The sequence below is a fragment of the Sphingomonas aerolata genome (genome assembly GCF_023935825.1).
Taxonomy (GTDB): Bacteria; Pseudomonadota; Alphaproteobacteria; order Sphingomonadales; family Sphingomonadaceae; genus Sphingomonas; species Sphingomonas aerolata.
Genome location: NZ_CP098762.1, coordinates 1,075,151 through 1,093,511 on the forward strand (window position 1 = coordinate 1,075,151; position 18,361 = coordinate 1,093,511).

General features: G+C 68.0%; 18 protein-coding genes and 2 riboswitches. Of the genes, 7 read left to right on the forward strand and 11 right to left on the reverse strand.

Annotated elements, in window-relative coordinates:
- Positions 1 to 184: 184 nt before the first annotated feature.
- From NEF64_RS05080 to NEF64_RS05115, 8 genes are read right to left on the reverse strand one after another with little or no spacing between them, the layout of a single operon-like run.
- Positions 185 to 574, reverse strand: coding sequence for a hypothetical protein (locus NEF64_RS05080; RefSeq protein WP_056406074.1), 390 nt, complete (start codon positions 572 to 574; stop codon positions 185 to 187).
- 54 nt (positions 575 to 628) lie between these two features.
- On the reverse strand, positions 629 to 1,624 hold the full coding sequence (locus NEF64_RS05085; RefSeq protein WP_192070668.1) for a type II secretion system F family protein: 996 nt from the start codon (positions 1,622 to 1,624) through the stop codon (positions 629 to 631).
- A gap of 7 nt (positions 1,625 to 1,631) precedes the next feature.
- Positions 1,632 to 2,603 (reverse strand): type II secretion system F family protein, encoded by a 972-nt coding sequence (locus NEF64_RS05090; RefSeq protein ID WP_031441588.1) that lies wholly within the window; start codon positions 2,601 to 2,603, stop codon positions 1,632 to 1,634.
- 53 nt (positions 2,604 to 2,656) lie between these two features.
- Positions 2,657 to 3,949 carry a CpaE/TadZ family protein gene (locus NEF64_RS05095; RefSeq protein WP_031441589.1) on the reverse strand — a complete coding sequence of 431 codons (1,293 nt, stop codon included), beginning with the start codon at positions 3,947 to 3,949 and terminating at the stop codon, positions 2,657 to 2,659.
- Positions 3,949 to 4,584: a CpaD family pilus assembly protein gene (locus NEF64_RS05100; RefSeq protein WP_056406075.1), complete on the reverse strand. Its 636-nt coding sequence runs from the start codon at positions 4,582 to 4,584 to the stop codon at positions 3,949 to 3,951. The genes NEF64_RS05095 and NEF64_RS05100 overlap by 1 nt, the downstream gene beginning before the upstream one ends.
- Positions 4,585 to 4,619: 35 nt before the next feature.
- Positions 4,620 to 6,200: a type II and III secretion system protein family protein gene (locus NEF64_RS05105; protein ID WP_082446803.1), complete on the reverse strand. Its 1,581-nt coding sequence runs from the start codon at positions 6,198 to 6,200 to the stop codon at positions 4,620 to 4,622.
- A gap of 13 nt (positions 6,201 to 6,213) precedes the next feature.
- A complete protein-coding gene (gene cpaB, locus NEF64_RS05110) occupies positions 6,214 to 7,269 on the reverse strand; it encodes a Flp pilus assembly protein CpaB (RefSeq protein ID WP_056406077.1) in 1,056 nt (351 codons plus the stop codon).
- 49 nt (positions 7,270 to 7,318) lie between these two features.
- Entirely contained in the window at positions 7,319 to 7,813 is a 495-nt protein-coding gene (locus tag NEF64_RS05115) for an A24 family peptidase (RefSeq protein WP_031395063.1), read from the reverse strand.
- 48 nt (positions 7,814 to 7,861) lie between these two features.
- Here NEF64_RS05115 and NEF64_RS05120 point away from each other — a divergent pair, with 48 nt between their 5' ends.
- Both NEF64_RS05120 and NEF64_RS05125 read left to right on the forward strand, forming a co-directional pair.
- Positions 7,862 to 8,878, forward strand: a complete 1,017-nt coding sequence (locus NEF64_RS05120) for an alpha/beta fold hydrolase (protein ID WP_082446737.1) — start codon at positions 7,862 to 7,864, stop codon at positions 8,876 to 8,878.
- Positions 8,875 to 9,957, forward strand: coding sequence for an NAD(P)/FAD-dependent oxidoreductase (locus NEF64_RS05125; RefSeq protein ID WP_056406078.1), 1,083 nt, complete (start codon positions 8,875 to 8,877; stop codon positions 9,955 to 9,957). Before NEF64_RS05120 ends, NEF64_RS05125 begins: the two co-directional genes overlap by 4 nt.
- A 17-nt stretch (positions 9,958 to 9,974) precedes the next feature.
- Here NEF64_RS05125 and rnhA read toward each other — a convergent pair whose 3' ends face one another.
- Genes rnhA through ispH form a run of 3 tightly spaced genes read right to left on the reverse strand, consistent with a single transcriptional unit; the run spans position 9,975 to position 12,353 of the window.
- On the reverse strand, positions 9,975 to 10,451 hold the full coding sequence (gene rnhA / locus NEF64_RS05130) for a ribonuclease HI (RefSeq protein ID WP_414711881.1): 477 nt from the start codon (positions 10,449 to 10,451) through the stop codon (positions 9,975 to 9,977).
- Positions 10,448 to 11,398 (reverse strand): homoserine kinase, encoded by a 951-nt coding sequence (gene thrB, locus NEF64_RS05135; protein WP_056406079.1) that lies wholly within the window; start codon positions 11,396 to 11,398, stop codon positions 10,448 to 10,450. The genes rnhA and thrB overlap by 4 nt, the downstream gene beginning before the upstream one ends.
- 1 nt (position 11,399) lies before the next feature.
- On the reverse strand, positions 11,400 to 12,353 hold the full coding sequence (ispH, locus tag NEF64_RS05140; protein ID WP_031395013.1) for a 4-hydroxy-3-methylbut-2-enyl diphosphate reductase: 954 nt from the start codon (positions 12,351 to 12,353) through the stop codon (positions 11,400 to 11,402).
- A 176-nt stretch (positions 12,354 to 12,529) separates the two neighbouring features.
- On the opposite strand from ispH, the gene NEF64_RS05145 reads away from it, so the two are divergent.
- The 5 genes from NEF64_RS05145 (at position 12,530) to gcvPB (ending at position 18,345) form a co-directional block, all read left to right on the forward strand.
- Complete coding sequence (locus tag NEF64_RS05145) at positions 12,530 to 13,168, forward strand: hypothetical protein (RefSeq protein ID WP_235516350.1); 639 nt, start codon at positions 12,530 to 12,532, stop codon at positions 13,166 to 13,168.
- Between the two features lie 205 nt (positions 13,169 to 13,373).
- A riboswitch (glycine riboswitch) is annotated at positions 13,374 to 13,492 on the forward strand.
- A gap of 1 nt (position 13,493) precedes the next feature.
- Positions 13,494 to 13,597: riboswitch (glycine riboswitch) on the forward strand.
- A gap of 46 nt (positions 13,598 to 13,643) precedes the next feature.
- Entirely contained in the window at positions 13,644 to 14,891 is a 1,248-nt protein-coding gene (gcvT, locus tag NEF64_RS05150; protein WP_082446741.1) for a glycine cleavage system aminomethyltransferase GcvT, read from the forward strand.
- 1 nt (position 14,892) lies between these two features.
- Positions 14,893 to 15,264, forward strand: a complete 372-nt coding sequence (gene gcvH / locus NEF64_RS05155; RefSeq protein ID WP_031441599.1) for a glycine cleavage system protein GcvH — start codon at positions 14,893 to 14,895, stop codon at positions 15,262 to 15,264.
- A 121-nt stretch (positions 15,265 to 15,385) separates the two neighbouring features.
- The gene (gcvPA, locus tag NEF64_RS05160; protein ID WP_056406080.1) at positions 15,386 to 16,744 is read left to right on the forward strand and encodes an aminomethyl-transferring glycine dehydrogenase subunit GcvPA; all 1,359 of its coding nucleotides are present in this window, start codon (positions 15,386 to 15,388) and stop codon (positions 16,742 to 16,744) included.
- Entirely contained in the window at positions 16,741 to 18,345 is a 1,605-nt protein-coding gene (gene gcvPB / locus NEF64_RS05165; RefSeq protein WP_056406081.1) for an aminomethyl-transferring glycine dehydrogenase subunit GcvPB, read from the forward strand. The genes gcvPA and gcvPB overlap by 4 nt, the downstream gene beginning before the upstream one ends.
- The last annotated feature ends 16 nt before the right edge of the window (positions 18,346 to 18,361 follow it).

Here is an 18,361-nt window from a genome sequence, read left to right on the forward strand (position 1 = left end):
CCGGGGCCCAGGTGGAATGTCCAGAGTAACTAGGGACCCTCCACAGTTACCAAACGTCCCCAACTGGGCCCCGGCCTCCGCCAAGGTAGTGCAAAAGAGTGTTTCCCCGCGAAGGCGGGGATCCAGACTGGGCTCCCGCCTTCGCGGGAGAACAAACTTTGGGGGGACGGCGCCCCCCGAATCCTCACCGACGCTGGTTGAAGTCGAACCAGCCGCGCTTGGTGCCGTCGGTCGCATAGCCCGGCCGGCATGTTGCATAGCCGTCCGAATAGGCCACATCCCGGTCCCGCGAGACGGGCGCCGCCGTCGTCCGGGCGACCGGTGCAGCCACCGGCGCTGCCGCTGCCGCCTTCACCAATCGCGCATTCTCATGCTCCGCCTCGACCGCACGCTGTTCGGCGGCACTCGCACGCAGGTCGGTCTCCTTGCGGGTCGCGCCATGTGCATCGCGCTCGGCGAGGTAGCGCGCCTTCCACTTCTTGCCGCCGGGATGGCTGGCGAGGCCCAGCAGCCAGCCCGCGATCAGGACCAGCCCCAGTGCGGCGAACTGCGTCGGTGTGGAAAACAACGGCATCGTGAAAACCCTCCTGTTACGGGGGCTCAACGAACCGCTGCGGCTGGGGTTGCCTCAGCTCTTGAGCAACGCATCCGAGATCGAACAGGCCGCCGGCCCGAGGATGACGACGAACAGCACGGGCAGGATGAACAGGATTAGCGGCACGGTCATGATCGCCGGCAGCCGCGCGGCCTTTTCCTCGGCGCGCATCATCCGTTCGTTGCGAAACTCGTTCGACAACACGCGGAGTGCCGAGGCGAGCGGGGTGCCGTATTTCTCGGTCTGGACCATCGTCGTGACGACGCCCTTCACCGCGTCGAGCTTGACCCGGCCGGCGAGATTCTCGAACGCGCTGCGCCGGTCGGTCAGGAAGCCCAGTTCGATCGCGGTCAGCGTGAATTCCTCACCCAGTTCGGGATAGGCGCGGCCGAGTTCGCGCGCCACGCGGTGGAACGCGGCATCGATCGTCAGCCCCGCTTCCGCGCAGATCACCAGCAGGTCGAGCGCGTCGGGCAGGCCCTTGCGGATCGCATCGGTGCGCTTGGTGATCTTGTTGTCGAGATACAGGTCGGGGGCCTTGTAGCTGAGGATGAAGCTGACCGCGACGAGACCGTATTTCTTGAGCGGGCTCCACGTCGCGAAGCCGTCCGTGCCATAGACCCAGATGACCATCGCGCCGCCGATCACGATCGGCAGAACGAGCCGCCCGAAGATCACCGCGGGCGCCCATTCCTTCGACCGGATTCCCGCCTGCGCCAGCTTGACCTGGACCGCCTTGACCTGGCTGTCCTGCAGGACCTTCATCGACGACAGCCAGCCGCGCATACGGTCCGCGGCATCATGGCGCTGCACGAGCTTGGCGCGGCGCTTGGTCGAGGCGGTGATGCCCGCTTTAAGCTGTTCACGACGATCGTTGAGCGCCTTGACCCGCTTGGCCATCGGATCGCTGACCGTGGTGGCGGCATAGATCGCCACCATCACCGCGAAGGCGGCGATTCCCGACAGGATCGTCGCGACCCACAGGACGTCGAATCCTAGCAGCATAGGTCCGGCGGTCTCACCCATCATCCTGCTCCTAAATCTCGAAGCTGATCATCTTGGACATGATGAACGACCCGATCGCCATCCAGCACAGCCCGCCCATGCCGATCACCATCAGCCGTTCGTCGATGAAGAACTTCTGCATGTACGTCCCGTTGATGAACCAGATCAGCCCGAACACGATGAACGGCAGCGCGCCGATGATATAGGCCGATGCTTTGGACTCGGACGACATCGCCTTGATCTTCAGCTTCATCTGCGCGCGCATCCGCAATACGTGGGCGAGATTGGCGAGCGTCTCGGCCAGATTGCCGCCGGTCTCGCGCTGGATCGCGATGGTGATGACGAAGAACTGGAATTCGGGCGTGCCGAGCCGGTCCGCGGTCTCCTGCAGCGCGACGTCCATCGTCCGGCCGATCTTCATCTTGTCGCTGACCGATCGGAATTCCTCGCCGACCGGACCATCGACCTCGGCGCCGACGACGCCGATCGTCTCGCTGATCGGCAGACCGGAGCGCAAGCCGCGCACCAGCAGCTCGATCGCGTCGGGAAACTTCTGCGTGAACTTGGCCACCCGGCGCTTGAGGACCTTGCCGACCACCAGATGCGGGATCCCGATGCCGACGAACAGGCCGACGAACAGCGCGAGGAAGATCGGCATGCCACGCACCAGCATCAGGAACGCAACGACCAGCGTCAGCCCCGCGGTCGCCATGCCATATTGGCCGACGGTCCAGTCCTTGCCGGTCATCGCCAGGCGCTTGGCAAGCTCGGCACGGTTGGGCAGGAACCGCCCGACCGCCAGATCCATCCGCGTGTCGCCCGCCATCGCGATCCGCCGCATCTGCGCCTCGGGCATGGCGACGCCATCGCCGTGGCGCAGACGCAGCGACGCGACCCGGCGTGTCTGGGCGCGCCCGGTGGAGGGACCGGCAAAGGCGAACACGAGCAGGCCGAGCACGGTGCAGCCGCCCAGCGCGACCATGATGACGGGAAGCATGTCCATCGCCGCCTAGGCCCTCTGCGCCCGATCGGCGCGCATCCGCGACCCGCGCGGCGTCACGACTTGGTCGCCCGCTTGGCCATCAGCCCCTTCAGGTCGCTGAACTTGCCGAGCAACGAGACGCCGCCCGACCGGCGAGGCGTCTTGGCGCTCGCCGCCTCCGTGCCGGTGGCGTCGACCGCGACCATCAGTTCGGTGACGAGCGCGACGATCGGCGCGATCGTCTTCGACGTCTTGCCGGCCTCGACGATCGGCTTGCCGAGCTTGGCGGCCTGCGCCGCGAGCTTTTGGTCGAATACCACGACATGATCGATCCGGCGCTCGATCGAGCCCTCGAAATCCTTGCGACTGATCTCGAGCTGGCCGCCGGCATGCATCCGGTTGGCGAGCACGAGCACCCGGGTCTTCGGCGCGTTGGACTTCATCCACGACAGCAGGCGGATCGTGTCGCGCGCCGCCGCCAGCGTCAGGTCGGTGACGAGCACCGCGAGGTGGACCTCGCTGATCAGATGCGGATGCTGGACCAGCATGCCGCGCGGCAGGTCGACGATGGTGCAGTCGAACGCCGCGCACATCTCCTCCTGCAACTGGTAGAAGGCGGCGCCGTCGGTCATCAGCGGCGCGTTGATCGGCGCCTCCGCGCTCAGCACCGACAGCTTTTCCGACGCCTTGACCATCGCGCGCTCGATGAACAGCCCGTCGATCCGGCTCGGATTCTCGATCGCATCGGTCAGTCCGCGGCCCGGCTCGAGATCGAGCGACAGCGCGCCGGTGCCGAAATGCACGTCGAGATCGAGCAGCGCGGTCGCGCGCTGTTCCTTCTCCGCGATCAGCCAGGCGACCGACGTCGCGATCGTCGATGCGCCGACGCCGCCGCGCGTGCCGATGATCGCGATCGAGCATTGCGGACGCGCCGGGGCATGTTCGACATGCTTGGGCGCGCTGAGCATCGCCTGCGCATGGCCGAACGCCTCGCGCAGCATGTCGGGATGCAGCGGCTTGAGCAGATAGTCCTGGATCCCGCTGGCGACGAGATCGCGGTAGAGCCGGACATCGTTCACCTGGCCTGCCGCGATCACCACCGTGCCGGGCTCGCACACTTCGGCCAGGGCGTTGATGTCGTTGAGCGGATCGCCCGATTCGGCGAGGTCGACGAATAGGATCTGCGGGCTGGCGGACACCGACAGCGACTGGATCGCGTTGCGCAGGCCACCCTTGCTGACCTTGTCGACCGACCAGCCGAGCTCGGCCGCGATCGGGCGCAACGCCTCGGCGGTCGCCTCGTCGCAGACATAGGCGGCGAAGGGTTCGCGGTGCGCGATGCCTGCGGGTTTCCAGGGTGCGTTCATCACTTGCCCCCTGTGGTTTCGGACCGCAGCGCGTTGTTTGCGCCGGTCGGCACCGCGCGGCGATACACATCGATCGCCTTGAACGAGGAGGCCGGGTCATAGGTCTCGGCGTCGCCGGAGCCGCGGACGAGATCCTCGGGCCGCGCGACCATCGCCGCGAGGTTGCGGTTCATCGCGCACCCATAGTTGGACGACGTATGGCTGGCGATGTCGATGCTTGCGTCGCGCGACCAGTCGGGGCAGCCGGGGACATCGGCGCGCATCCGCGTGACGACGATCCGGATCGCGCCGGGGCTGACCGGCGCCTGCGTGACCGGGGTGTCGGGAGACAGCAACAGGCCATAGCCCGCGACGACGTCGGCGATCTCGGCGCGCGCCATCGGTGCTTCGCCCGCGGGATCGTCGATCGCGACGCGGTCGCCATAGCCGACCCGCATCGTCGTCATCCAGCCTGCCAGCCGCCGTGCCTCGCCCTGCGCCAGCGTGCCGCCGGCGGTGCCGAGGTCGAGCGCATAGTTGGCGCGGCTCACGACCGGCTGGTGGACCGATTCGAGACCACGATTCTCGGTTCCCATGCAGCCGCCGAGCAGCAGCGCAGATCCGAGCGATAGCAGCAGGATCGGGTGTTTCGTCATCGTGCGAAGTCCTTGAAACATGGCGCGGCGCGGGATCAGTTGGAGAAGCCGGGCATCGGTGCGGCGCCCTTGCTCATCTTCGGCTTGGTGCCCGTCTTGATGGCCGGCTGCTGCGGGTCGCGGGTCGGGATGGGGCCGACCGGGGCGGCAGCGCCGATCGCGGGGTTCGCATAGCCCATTGGCGCGACGCTCGGCACCGGCCGGCGCCCGCCCGTCGTTCCGCCGCCGAGATCGCCGAGCAGGACCCGGCCGGCATCGGTCGGTGCCTTGTAGCCGTCGGTAGGCAGCGCGATGTCGGCCGGGTTGTTGACCGGCTTGACCAGATAGGGGGTGATGATCACCACCAGCTCGGTCTCGTTGCGCTGGAAGCTGTTCGACCGGAACAGCGCGCCGATGATCGGCAGGCTCGCGAGCCCCGGCGTCTTGTCGTAGGTGTTGTTGTGGTTGTTCGACAGCAGGCCGCTGATCATCATGCTCTGGCCCGAGCCGAGCTCGACCGTCGTCTCGGTCCGTCGGGTCGTCAGCCCTGGCACGCGGGTGCCGTTCAGCGTGACCGCGTTGGAGTAATCGAGCTGCGACACTTCGGGGCGGACGCGAAGCGAGATGCGACCGTCCGAGAGCACGGTCGGGGTGTAGGCGAGGCTGACGCCATATTGCTTATACTCGACTGACACCGTGCCCAGCGCCTGCGCGATCGGGATCGGCACTTCGCCGCCCGCGAGGAACGTTCCCGTTTCCCCCGACAGCGCGGTGAGGTTCGGGTTGGCGAGCGTGGAGACCTGTCCGGTCTGTTCGCCAAGATCGATCGCCGCGAGCAGGTCGAGCCCCAGCAGGCGCCCGGCCATCCCGATCGTCGAGCCGGTGGTGGACTTGGAGGGGAAGCCGAACAGCGTGTTGCCCGGCACCGCACCGTTCACGTCGACTGCTGCGCCGGGAACCCCGACGACTCCGGGGACCGTGGTGATCGTGCCTTGCCGCCCCTGCGCGATGTTGAAGAGGAAATTGCCCGATCCGCGGCTGGTCAGGTTGACGCCGATCGTCTTGACGAAGCTGCGCGAAACCTCGGCGACGCGGACCTGCAGATTGACCTGGAGCGGCGTCGCGGTCTTGAGCCGCGACAGGACCTTGGTCGCATCGCCGACGAACGCCTGCACCAGGCGTTCGGCCTCCGCCGCATCCTCGGGCGCGGCGACCGTGCCGGTGAGCAGGACCAGCCCGTTCATCGGCGTCGCGACAACCTGCGCCTCGGGCATCGCCAGCCCGAGCATCTGCTGGATCGAATCAAGATTGTTGCCGACCCGGACGGTCGAGCTGTAGACGATTGCGCCGCCCTTGGCCGTCGCCGAGATCGTCGTCTCGCCGGTCTTCTTGCCGAAGATGTAGAGCTGCGTTGGCGAGCGGACCTGGACGTCGGCGATCGTGTCGTCGGCGACAAACAGGTCGCTCATCGGCCGCGACAGCGTCACCAGCCGGCCACGCCCGGTGTTGACCTGAACCAGCCCGGCGGGAGCGGCCGAGACCTGCGCCTGGGCGATGGCCGGCGCGGAGGGCGCGGTGCCTGCCGTGGCGAGCACCGCGGCGAACGACCAGCCGAGCGACGCCCGCATCCCTGTCATGCTCGTACGCATCTTACTTCCCCCCCACCGGAACGATGGTCATGCTGTTGCCGCGGGCGACCCGGACGACCGGGCCCGACGCGATCGGGCCCGAAGGGGCTCCCGCCGGCGCGCCGCCGGGTACGCCAGCCGGCATCATCATCTGTGCCGAGCCCCCCGGACCGCCTGACGCGACCGCCTTGCCCGGCACGGTGCTGCGCTGGTAGCGCGACACGTCCGCGCCGGTGACGTAGCTGCTCGCACCCGACGACGGCTGGCTCGCGAGACGCAGCAGCATCGCGCGCTCCGCCTTGGGATCCGACCCCGCGGGCACGCTCACGCTGCCCGACGCGATCGCGTCCTCGAGCTCGCCCGCATTGTCCGCGATCGAACGCAGCGACAGCGACAGCGTCCCCACCGTCTGCGCGACCGCGATCTCCTCGGCCATTTTGGGCGTCGTCTCGACCGTGACCGTCGAGAAGGTGCTGACGACGGTCTTGCCGTCGTCGCCGACCTTGTTGTCGGTACGCTGGTCGGTCGCGAGCACGCGCACGTTGCGCATGATCGTCTCCGACACCTTCAGCGGATCGCCGTCGCCGCCCCCCGCCACCGCCTGGGTCAGGACCAGATCGATCCGGTCGCCCGGGAACACGAAGCCCGCGACCGATGCCTGTTCCGAAACGGGGACCGTCACAGCGCGCATGCCGGGCCCGAGCGCGGCCGCCAGGAAGCCGCGGTCGCCGGGCTTGACCAGCGCGCCCTGCGTCACCGGCTGCCCCGCGGTGATCATGTTGCGCACCACGGTGCCCTGCAGCGCCTTCAGGTCGGTCTTGTCCTTCAGGTAATAGGCGTTGTCGACCAGCTCCTTGGGCCAGGGCTGGAACTTCAATGCGGTCGCGTCGAGGATCGTGCCGACCGGCAGTGCGCGGGTCGCGACCAGCACTTCCGGGCCGTCGATCACGGCAGGCTGCATCGCCACCGCGGTCGCCTGCGGGGCTGCGCTGCCCGCGATCAGCGTGCGGGCGAAGAAGGCCGTGACCGCCGCCACGATCAACGCACCGACCAGCAATATGAGCTTGCGACTATCCATGACTCATCGTGCCTTTCGGGCGCCGTGTGATTGATCGAACATTAAGTATCTACCGCAGGGAGTTAAGGAGTGGTTCGTGGACCGCGACGAGCCCTGCAAAGGCGATCGCGATGCCGTAGGGCACCTCGATCGCGGCGTTTTCGACGCCCGAATCGGCGCGGCGCATGGCCAGCTTCCTTGCGATCAGCATCCCCGCGGTCAGCACGCCGCCCGCGATCGACATCACCATCAGCATCGCCATGAACGCGCCGAACGGCAGCCACAGCGACAGCGCGACGATCAGCTTGACGTCGCCGCCGCCCATCAGCCCGAAATGAAAAGCGATGCAGAACAGCGCGAAGACCGCCGCGGCGATCCCGATCTGGATCGCCATGTCGGGCCAGGGCGACAGGCCGTTGGCCCACCACCATAATGGCGCGAGCAGCACGATCGCGGCGGTCTTCGCATTGGCGATCTCCCGCGTCCGTGCGTCCTCGATCGCAGCGAGGACAAGCAGCCCGGCGAGCAGAAAAAGTAGAATTGGAAGAGTAAACGTCGACCCCATGCACTACATTTAGCGGGTATGGCTTTCGAAAAAGTAACTGTGTCGCCGATGTTCGATTCTGATCCGACCTCCGGGCCCGCCTCCGGTCCGGCCCGTTCGCATGCCCGCACCACCGTCGCACCGATCGTGCCAGCCGCGAGTCGGCGCGCGATTCCCGACGATGCCCGCGTCAGTCGCTGGGTCGCGCCCGACGGCTGGAGCCTGAGGCGGTTCGACTGGCCGGCACCGAATCCGCGCGGACGTTTTCTCTTCCAGGCCGGTCGCGGCGACAGTTTCGAGAAATATCTCGAGACGATCGCGCATCTGCGCAGCGTCGGCTGGTCAGTGACCTCGCTCGACTGGCGCGGGCAGGGCGGGTCGGGGCGGCTGTCCCCCGACCCCTATGTCGGCCATGTCGACGACTTCGCGACCTACGATGCCGATCTCGCCGGCTTCTGGCGGCAGTGGCGCGGCGAAGGCGATGGCGGCATCCCGACGGCGATCCTTGGCCACTCGATGGGTGGGCTGATGGTGATGCGCGCGCTGACGGCGGGGACGATCGACCCGGCGGCGGCGATCCTTGTCGCACCGATGCTGGGCCTTCGCTCTCCCCTCGGCGCGCGGCTGAGCGGCCGGATCGCGCGCTACATGGCGCGGCGTGCACCGATTCGCGCGGCCTGGCGCCAGAACGAGCGGCCCGGGCCCGTCGCGTCGCGCCAGCGTCTGCTCACCCACGACGCCGACCGCTATCACGACGAACGCTGGTGGCACGAGGCGCAGCCCGACCTGCAGCTCGGTCCGCCAAGCTGGACCTGGCTGTCCGAAGCATTCGCCGGGTCCGCCGCGCTCGCCTGCGATCCGCGCGTCGAGACGATCGCGACGCCGGTGCTGATGCTGCTCGCGGATGCCGACAAGCTGGTCGATCCGCATGCGGCGGTCCGGATCGTCGAGCGGCTGCGCGACGCGCGGCTGGTGCGGTTCGGTCCTGAATCGGCGCATGAGATCCTGCGCGAATCGGATGCCGTACGTGACCGTGCGCTCGCCGCTCTCGACGCGTTTCTCGACGACACGGTGCCGCGCCGATGAAAGTCTACGACGTCGCGATCGTCGGCGCGGGAATGGCCGGCGTCAGCCTCGCCGCGATGCTCGCGCCGCATGCGCGCGTGCTGCTGCTCGAGGCGGAGGACATGCCGGGCTACCACGCGACGGGGCGGTCCGCGGCCTTCTGGTCGGAAACCTATGGTGGCCCCGACATCCAGCCGCTGACGACCGCGTCGGGCCCGGTGCTCAGGGCCGGCGGGCATCTTCAGCCGCTGGGTTCGCTCCATATCGGCCGTACGCAGGACGCGCCGGCGATCGACCAGTTCCTCGCCGAGTTCGCCGACAGCGATGTGCAGCTCGACCGGGTCGATCCCGCGGCGTTCCTCCCCGGGCTGCGCCCCGACTGGACGCTCGGCGTGCACGAGCCGAGCTGCGCCTATATCGACGTCGCCGGACTGCACGCGCGCGACCTGGCGACCGCGCGGGGGGGCGGGGCGGATCTCGTCACCGGCGCTGCACTGCAGGCCGCCCAACGCGACACGGGCCAGTGGAGCATCGAGACGCCCGCGGGGACGTTTCGCGCCGCCGTGCTGGTCAATGCGGCGGGGGCCTGGGCCGATAGCGTCGCGCGATGCGCGGGCGTGGCACCAATCGGACTCCAGCCCTACCGGCGGACGATGGTTCAGTTGCGGACCGATCCCGCAGCCGCGGCGGGCATGCCGCATGTCGCCGACGTTTCAGGCGGCTTCTATTTCAAGCCCGAGCCCGGCGGCCGGCTCTGGCTGAGCCCGCATGACGAGACGCCGACCGACCCCTGCGATGCCGCGCCCGAGGAGATCGACGTCGCGATCGCGATCGACCGGCTCGAACAGGCGGTCGACTGGCAGGTCACACAGGTCGAACGTCGCTGGGCAGGCCTGCGGACCTTCGCGCCCGACCGGCTGCCGGTTTACGGCTTCGACGCCGCCGAACCCGGCTTCTTCTGGTGCGCGGGGCAGGGCGGCTTCGGCATCCAGACCGCACCGGCGGCGGCGCGTCTTGCGGCCGCGTTGCTGCTTGGGACGTCGCCTGATCCTGCGGTGGCGGGGATCGATCCGCACCGCTATTCGCCCCGTCGTTTCTAACGCCGCTTCGTGTCAGCCTAGCGGCGGCCGGGCGTCATCGCCGCAATCGCGGCGTTGCTGGCGAGCGTGTCGGCACGCTCGTTCTCGGGGTGGCCGGCATGACCCTTGACCCATTGCCACTCGATCTTGTGCCGCGCGACCGCGGCGAGCAGCGCGTGCCACAGCTCGGCATTCTTCACCGGCTTCTTGTCCGCGGTCCTCCAGCCGTTGCGCTGCCAGCCCTTCACCCATTTGGTCAGGCCATCCATCACATATTTGCTGTCGGTATACAGCGTCACCGCGCAGGGCCGGGTGAGGATGTTGAGCGCCTCGATCGCCGCGGTCATCTCCATCCGGTTGTTGGTCGTCTGCGGCTCGCCGCCCGACAATTCCTTCTCGTGCGCGCCCATCCGGATCACCGCGCCCCAGCCGCCCGGTCCCGGATTCCCCTTGCAGGCGCCATCGGTATAGATCTCGACCTTGGTCATCATTGTCGCGGCAGCGTCGTCGGTCATGCGAACAGGTCGTCCTTGAGATAGGCTTCGAGCCGCCGCCAATAGGCGAGCGGATCCTTGCGCGTCACCAGCGCATCGGCCGGCGTGTTGACCCAGTCCCAGGCGCGCGTCAGCAGGAAGCGCAGGCAGGCGCCCTGCGCGAGGATCGGCAGCGCGGCACGCTCCGCCTCGGACAGCGCGAACCGGCTTTCATAGCCCGCGATCAGCGCCGCGCCGATCGCGGGGTCGTAACGCTCGCCGGTCGCGTCGAACGCCCAGGCACTGTGCATCACCGCCAGATCATAGGCGCGGATGTCGGTGCAGGCGAAATAGAAGTCGATCACCCCGGTCACGCGGTCGCCGAGCATCAGGACATTGTCGGGGAACAAGTCCGTATGGATCGCCGCCATAGGCAGATCGCGCGGCCACTGCGCCAGAACCCGCGCCAGTGCCGCCTCGATCCGTGCAAACAGCCCGGGTTCGATCGTGTCGATCCCCGCACCGCACCGCTCGAGCAGCGGGCGCCAGGTGTCAGCGCCCAGCGGGTTGGCGCGGGTCGGTGCGAAGTCCGCCAGCCCGGCATGGAGCTGGCCCATCGCCGCGCCGGCCGCGCGTGCCTGTGCGGGGGTCGGGTGCGACACCGACACGCCGGTCAGGAATTCGATCAGACAGGCCGAGCGCCCGGCGAGCTGCTGGATCGCGAGACCGTCGCGATCGGGCAGCGCGCGCGGCACCGGATTACCCGCCGCCGCCAGATGATCGAGCATCGCAAGGAAAAAGGGCAGGTCGTCGGTCGACGTCCATTCCTCGTACAGCGTCAAAATGAACCGGTCCGCGGTGGTCTCGACGAGGTAGTTGCTGTTCTGCACCCCCTCGGCGATCCCCTTGGCAGAGACCAGCGCGCCCTGGTCGTACCGCGCGAGGAACGTTCCAAGCGCCTCGGCCGAGACCTGCGTATAGACCGCCATGCTAGGCGGCGGCTTCGAGCCCGCGGGGCAGCTTGAAGGCGATCGTCTCGCGCGTCGTCTCGACCTCGCGCTCGGACACCTCGAACCGCTCGGCGAGGCGCGTGACGAGTTCGCGGACCAGCAGCTCGGGCGCGGACGCGCCTGCGGTGATGCCGAGCGTGCCGACTCCAGCGAGGAAATCCCAGTCGAGTTCGCTGGCGCGCTGGATCAGCATCGCGGGCGTGCCCTCGCGCTGCGCGACCTCGACCAGCCGCACCGAATTGGACGAATTGGGCGCGCCGATCACCAGCATCGCGTCACACCCATGCGCGATCGCCTTGACCGCGGCCTGGCGGTTCGAGGTCGCGTAGCAGATGTCCTCGCCACGCGGCGGCAGCATCTCGGGGAAACGTCGCTGCAGCGTCGCGACGACCGCCGCGGTGTCGTCGACCGACAGCGTGGTCTGCGTCAGGAAGGCGAGATTGGCGGGGTCGATCGGCGCGAAGACTTCCGCATCCTCGACCGTTTCGATCAGCGACATCGCGCCCTCGGGCACCTGGCCGAAGGTGCCGATCACCTCGGGATGGCCGGCATGGCCGATGAACACGATATGCCGCCCCTGCGCGACCAGCCGCTCGGCCTGGCGATGGACCTTCGAGACCAGCGGGCAGGTCGCATCGAGATATTCGAGCCCGCGCGCCTGCGCGTCGAGCGGCACCGATTTGGGGACGCCGTGCGCGGAGAACACCACCGGCGCATCGTCGGGCACCTCGCTCAGATCCTCGACGAACACCGCGCCCTGCGCCTTCAGCGTGTCGACGACGAACTTGTTGTGGACGATCTCGTGGCGGACATAGACCGGCGCGCCGTGCTTCTCGATCGCCAGTTCGACGATGCGGATCGCGCGGTCGACGCCGGCGCAGAAGCCGCGCGGCGCCGCGATCAGCAGTTCGAGCGCGGGTTTGTCGCCGCGCATGGCCGGCTCAGCGAGCGAGGTTGCGGGGTTTGCGATGGGCTCTGGGGGGATGCTCATAGTCGTCGGGCTCTACGCGATTGCTTGCCTGGACGAAAGCCGGTTCCTATGGTGCCCGGTGACAGGGGCCGGTGCGGTTGCGCAGGCCCTTTCGCTCGTTCGAGAAGGTACGCGTCCCCGTGAAAGCCCCCATCCTTGCCGCTTCGATCCTCGCGCTCGCCCTGGGCGGTTGCGCTTCCAAGGGAGAGATCGACGCGACCGGCGGCATCTCCGCGATCCGCACCGCGTGCCCGACCGTGGCGGTGCCGGCCGCGACCGGCGACGTCACCGTGTTCGACCCCGTCACCAGCCGCGACCAGTCGGCGATCGACGTCACCGCGCTGATGACCAATGTCCGTTCGACCTGCGTCGACGCTAACGACCCGATCCTGACGAACGTGACGTTCACTGTCCAGGCGCGGCGTGCGCGGGCCGACGCGGCGCGCGACGTCGTGCTGCCCTATTTCGTGACCGTCGTGCGCGGCGGCAGCGCGGTCGTTGCCAAGCGCGTCGGCCGTGTGACGCTGCACTTCGATGCAGGCCAGCTGCGGGCGGAGGCGAATGCCCAGGGCACCGCGACGATCACGCGCGCGGCGGCAACGCTGTCGGCGGACGTCCGCGAGAAGCTGACGCGCAAGCGCAAGGCCGGTGACGAGGATGCGGCGGTCGATCCGCTGAGCACGCCCGAGGTGCGGCAGGCGGTGCTGCGCGCCAGCTTCGAGACGCTGGTCGGGTTCCAGCTGACCGCCGACCAGCTGAAGTACAACGCCACCCGCTGAGTCACCACCATCCCGTCATCCTGACGAAAGTCAGGATCCAGAGCCAAGCTGCGGCCCGTGCGTGATCCTGGATCCTGACTTTCGTCAGGATGACGGGGCATGAGGCCGCCGCGATCGCAGCAAAAGAACGATCACGCCAAACCGCCGATTGACTAAGATTGTGCGGCGCGGCACAGCTTGACGCGTCGATGCCGGGCAACCGGCATGGCACCGCGCGGGAGAGCGTTTCCTGGTCCTTTGAGGATCGGCCCTGAAAGGGGCAGGGGGCCGCCGAAGGAGCAACCACCCCGGAATCTCTCAGGCACCAGAGACCGCGCGGGGCTGATCGACACTCTGGAAAGCGTCCTGGCTCCGTGCCGAGGGCCACCGAAGGGGTAAGCCGCCAATCAGGCGGTGAAAGCTCTCAGGTTCCGTGACAGAGGGGGTCGGATCGCAGCACCACAGGGTGCCGCGCGCCCCTTCGACGGAGACCGACATGAGCGACGCCGACATTCGAGACTATGCCAGCATCATCGACGAGGCCGACGATTACGTCGAGCCCGAGGTGCTGCCGTTGCCGCTCGACGCGTGGCACCGCGCGAACGGCGCACGGATGGTCGAATTCGCCGGCTATCAGATGCCGATCCAGTATGACGGCATCATGGCCGAACACGCCTGGACGCGCGAATCGGCCGGCCTGTTCGACGTCAGCCACATGGGGCAGCTCGTCTTTTCGGGCGAAGGCGTCGCGAGCGCGCTCGAAACCGTGCTGCCGGGCGACATCGCCGGGCTTGGCGAGGGCAAGATGCGCTATTCGCTGCTGCTCGCGCAGGATGGCGGCATCCTCGACGACCTGATGGCGACGCGCCTGCCCGACGATCAGCCCTCGCCCTTCTCGGCGCAGGACGTCGAGCCCGAGGCGTACGACCCGCTGCACCCGTCGCCGACCGCGAGCGGCAGCTTCTACGTCGTCGTCAACGGCGCGACCAAGTACGATGATGTCAGCTATCTGATCGAGCATCTGCCCGACGACGTCACGATCAACATCCTCGAGGACCAGGCGCTGCTCGCGGTACAGGGCCCCAAGGCGGTTGACGCGGTCGCGCGGATCGTCCCCGGCATCGACAGCCTCGTGTTCATGACCGCGGGCGCGTTCCACTGGAACGACGTACCGCTCTGGATCAGCCGATCGGGCTATACCGGTGAGGACGGCGTCGAGATCTCGATCCCCGCCGAGCATGCCGTCGCGTTCGCCGACGCGCTGCTCGCACTGCCCGAGATCAAGCCGATCGGCCTTGGCGCACGCGATTCGCTGCGCCTCGAAGCCGGTTTGCCGCTCTACGGCCACGATCTCGATCCCGAGACCACGCCGGTCATGGCGGACCTTGGTTTCGCGCTGTCGAAGCGACGCCGTGAGGCTGCCGACTTCCCCGGCGCCCAACGTATCCTCTCGCAGCGCGAGAATGGCCCCGCCACCAAGCGAGTCGGCCTGATCGTCGAGGGCCGCCAGCCCGCACGCGAGGGGTCCGAGGTGATCGACGACACCGGCGCGACGATCGGCCGCCTCACCAGCGGGGGCTTCGCGCCGACGCTCGGGAAGCCGATCGCGATGGCCTATGTGCCGCTCGCGCTGGCGACGCCGGGCACCCGCATCGAGATCGCACAGCGCGGCAAGGTCCATAGCGCGACCGTCACCGCGATGCCCTTCATTCCCCACCGCTACGTCCGCGCAGGAGCCAAGTGATATGAGCCGTTATTTTACGCAGGATCATGAGTGGGTCGATGTCGACGGTGACGTCGGCACGGTCGGCATCAGCGAATATGCGCAGAGCCAGCTCGGCGACGTCGTGTTCGTCGAGGTTCCCGAGGCCGGCAAGCAGCTGACCAAGGGCGCCGATGCCGCAGTCGTCGAATCGGTCAAGGCCGCGTCGGACGTCTATTCGCCGGTGTCGGGCACCGTCATCGAGGGCAACGCCGCGCTCGCCGACGATTCGAGCCTGGTGAATTCGGACGCCGAAGCCGCCGGCTGGTTCTTCAAGCTGACGCTCAGCGATCCCGCCGAACTCGACAGCCTGATGGACGAAGCTGCCTACGCGGCGTTCGTCGAAGGGCTTTAATTCGTCAAAGCCCCTCCCCTTCAGGGGAGGGGTTGGGGTGGGGCAGTGCGACAGACGCGCCGCCTGTGGAAACGCCCCACCCCCAACCCCTCCCCTGAAGGGGAGGGGCAAGGAGAGTTCCATGCGCTACCTTCCCCTGACCCAGCCCGACCGCGAGGCGATGCTCGCCGTCATCGGTGCCGCGACGATCGACGACCTGTTCGTCGACGTGCCCGAGGCCGCGCGCCTGGACGGTCCCGTCCGCGACCTGCCGATGCACGCGTCCGAAATGGCGGTCGAACGCCATATGTCGGCGCTCGCCAAGAAGAACCTTACTGCGGGGGAAGCCCCGTTCTTCCTCGGCTGCGGCGCGTACAAGCATCATGTTCCCGCCAGCGTCGATCACCTGATCCAGCGCGGCGAGTTCCTGACAGCCTACACGCCGTATCAGCCCGAGATCGCGCAGGGCACGTTGCAGATGCTGTTCGAGTTCCAGACGCAGGTCGCGCGGCTGCTAGGCACCGACGTCGCCAACGCGTCGATGTACGACGGCTCGACCGCGTGCTGGGAAGCGATCGTGATGGCGCGTCGCATCACCAAGCGCGGCAAGGCGATCCTGTCGGCGGGGCTGCACCCGCATTACGTGTCGGTGTCGAACACGATGGCCAGGTTCACCGGCGACGTGCTCGATACGACCGACCCGCGGCTGGTGCCCGAAATGGACCTCGACCGGCTGATCGCGAAGATCGACGACGACACGTCGTGCGTGGTCGTCCAGTATCCCGACATCCTCGGCCGCATCGCCAATCTGCGTCCGCTCGCGGATGCGTGCCACGCGAAAAAGGCGCTGCTGATCGCGGTCGTCACCGAGCCCGTCGCGCTCGGCGCGATCACCTCGCCCGGCGAGATGGACGCGGACATCGTCGTCGGCGAGGGGCAGTCGCTCGGCGTCGGCCTCCAGTTCGGCGGGCCCTATGTCGGCCTGTTCGGGTGCAAGGACAAATATGTCCGCCAGATGCCCGGCCGGCTTTGCGGCGAAACCGTCGACGCCGATGGCCGCCGCGGCTTCGTGCTGACTCTGTCAACGCGCGAGCAGCATATTCGCCGCGAAAAGGCGACGTCGAACATCTGCACCAACTCGGGGCTCTGCGCGCTGGCCTTCTCGATCCACATGACGCTGCTGGGTGAGGCGGGCCTGCGCCAGCTCGCCGAGGTGAACCATGCGGGTGCCGTGGCCGCCGCCGAGCGGCTGTCGCAGATCCCCGGCGTCGAACTGATCAACGACAGCTTCTTCAACGAATTCACGCTGAAGCTGCCGGTCGAGGCACGCCCCGTCGTCCGTACGCTCGCCGATCGCGGCATTCTTGCGGGTGTCTCACTCGGGCGTCTCTATCCGGGCAAGGACGATCTCGCGAACGGCCTCGTCGTCGCGGTGACCGAAACGACCACCGCGGAGGACGTCGAAACGCTTGCGTCCGCACTCCAGGAGATACTGGCATGAGCATCAACCAGAGCGGCTGGCGCCCGACCGCGCCCGAGCAGGGCAAGGGCAACGTCCCCGCCAGCGTCACCGGCAACAAGGCGCTGATGCTGGAGGAAGCGCTGATCTTCGAGATCGGCGATACGCACACGACGGGCGTCGATTTTTGTTCACCCGCGAAGGCGGGTGCCCAGACTGGGTCCCCGCCTTCGCGGGGAAACAAGCTTGGGGCGCTCGCTCGCGCCAACCCGATCGGCCTCCCCGGTCTGTCGGAGCCAGAAACCGTCCGCCATTACACGCGCCTGTCGCGCCAGAATTACGGCATCGATCTCGGCTTCTTCCCGCTCGGCAGTTGCACGATGAAGCACAATCCGCGCCTCAACGAGAAGATGGCACGGTTGCCCGGATTCTCCGACGTCCACCCGCTCCAGCCGGTCGACACCGTGCAGGGCGCGCTCGAGGTCATCCATCAGCTTGCGCACTGGCTCGTCACGCTTACCGGCATGACCTCGGTCGCGATGAGCCCCAAGGCGGGCGCGCATGGCGAGCTGTGCGGGATCCTCGCGATCCGCGCCGCGCTCGAAGCCAAGGGTGAAGGGCACCGCAAGGTCATCCTCGTCCCCGAGAGCGCGCATGGCACCAACCCCGCCACCGCGGCGTTCGCGGGCTATGGCGTCGAGGATATCCCCGCCACCGCCGAGGGGCGCGTCGACACCGCCGCGCTGAAGGCTCGGCTCGGCCCCGACGTCGCGGGCGTGATGATCACCAACCCCAACACCTGCGGGCTGTTCGAGCGCGACATGCGCGAGATTTCGGACGCAGTGCATGCGGCGGGCGGCTTCGTCTATTGCGACGGCGCGAACTTCAACGCGATCGTCGGCCGCGTCCGCCCGGGCGATCTCGGCATCGACGCGATGCACATCAACCTGCACAAGACCTTCTCGACCCCGCATGGCGGCGGCGGCCCGGGCTCGGGTCCGGTGGTGTTCTCGGCGGCGCTCACGCCCTACGCTCCGCTCCCGTTTGTCGAAAATCAGGATGGGCAGTTCGTCCTCGTCGAGGAAGAAACCGCGGGCGAGCATCATGCCGGCAGCTTCGGCCGGATGGTCGCGTTCCACGGCCAGATGGGCATGTTCACGCGCGCGCTGACCTACATCCTCAGCCACGGCGCGGACGGCCTGCGCCAGGTGTCGGAGGATGCGGTGCTCAACGCGAACTACATCCTGCGCAGCCTCGACGACACGCTCGACGCGCCGTTCGGCCCGTCGGGTCCGTGCATGCACGAGGCGCTGTTCTCCGACTCGGGGCTCGCCGAGGGCTTCTCGACGATCGACGTCGCCAAGGGGCTAATCGACGAGGGCTTCCACCCGATGACGATGTATTTCCCGCTCGTCGTCCACGGCGCGATGCTGGTCGAGCCGACCGAGACCGAATCGAAGGCGGCGCTCGACCAGTTCATCGCCGCGCTGCGCTCGGTCGCCGAACGCGCCAAGGCAGGTGATCCAAGCCTCAAGACCGCCCCGCACTTCGCCCCCCGCGCGCGCCTCGACGAGACGCTCGCGGCGCGCAAGCCCGTGCTGGTCTGGAAGGATCCCGTGCCGCTTGCGCAGGCGGCGGAATAGGCCCCTAGCCAGCGAC

Excerpts from the sequence above, each read along its gene's own strand:
- NEF64_RS05080 (WP_056406074.1), bottom strand. The coding sequence starts at position 574 with ATGCCGTTGTTTTCCACACCGACGCAGTTCGCCGCACTGGGGCTGGTC.
- NEF64_RS05085 (WP_192070668.1), bottom strand. The coding sequence starts at position 1,624 with ATGATGGGTGAGACCGCCGGACCTATGCTGCTAGGATTCGACGTCCTG.
- NEF64_RS05090 (WP_031441588.1), bottom strand. The coding sequence starts at position 2,603 with ATGGACATGCTTCCCGTCATCATGGTCGCGCTGGGCGGCTGCACCGTG.
- NEF64_RS05095 (WP_031441589.1), bottom strand. The coding sequence starts at position 3,949 with ATGAACGCACCCTGGAAACCCGCAGGCATCGCGCACCGCGAACCCTTC.
- NEF64_RS05100 (WP_056406075.1), bottom strand. The coding sequence starts at position 4,584 with ATGACGAAACACCCGATCCTGCTGCTATCGCTCGGATCTGCGCTGCTG.
- NEF64_RS05105 (WP_082446803.1), bottom strand. The coding sequence starts at position 6,200 with ATGACAGGGATGCGGGCGTCGCTCGGCTGGTCGTTCGCCGCGGTGCTC.
- cpaB (WP_056406077.1), bottom strand. The coding sequence starts at position 7,269 with ATGGATAGTCGCAAGCTCATATTGCTGGTCGGTGCGTTGATCGTGGCG.
- NEF64_RS05115 (WP_031395063.1), bottom strand. The coding sequence starts at position 7,813 with ATGGGGTCGACGTTTACTCTTCCAATTCTACTTTTTCTGCTCGCCGGG.
- NEF64_RS05120 (WP_082446737.1), top strand. The coding sequence starts at position 7,862 with ATGTTCGATTCTGATCCGACCTCCGGGCCCGCCTCCGGTCCGGCCCGT.
- NEF64_RS05125 (WP_056406078.1), top strand. The coding sequence starts at position 8,875 with ATGAAAGTCTACGACGTCGCGATCGTCGGCGCGGGAATGGCCGGCGTC.
- rnhA (WP_414711881.1), bottom strand. The coding sequence starts at position 10,451 with ATGACCGACGACGCTGCCGCGACAATGATGACCAAGGTCGAGATCTAT.
- thrB (WP_056406079.1), bottom strand. The coding sequence starts at position 11,398 with ATGGCGGTCTATACGCAGGTCTCGGCCGAGGCGCTTGGAACGTTCCTC.
- ispH (WP_031395013.1), bottom strand. The coding sequence starts at position 12,353 with ATGCGCGGCGACAAACCCGCGCTCGAACTGCTGATCGCGGCGCCGCGC.
- gcvT (WP_082446741.1), top strand. The coding sequence starts at position 13,644 with ATGAGCGACGCCGACATTCGAGACTATGCCAGCATCATCGACGAGGCC.
- gcvH (WP_031441599.1), top strand. The coding sequence starts at position 14,893 with ATGAGCCGTTATTTTACGCAGGATCATGAGTGGGTCGATGTCGACGGT.
- gcvPA (WP_056406080.1), top strand. The coding sequence starts at position 15,386 with ATGCGCTACCTTCCCCTGACCCAGCCCGACCGCGAGGCGATGCTCGCC.
- gcvPB (WP_056406081.1), top strand. The coding sequence starts at position 16,741 with ATGAGCATCAACCAGAGCGGCTGGCGCCCGACCGCGCCCGAGCAGGGC.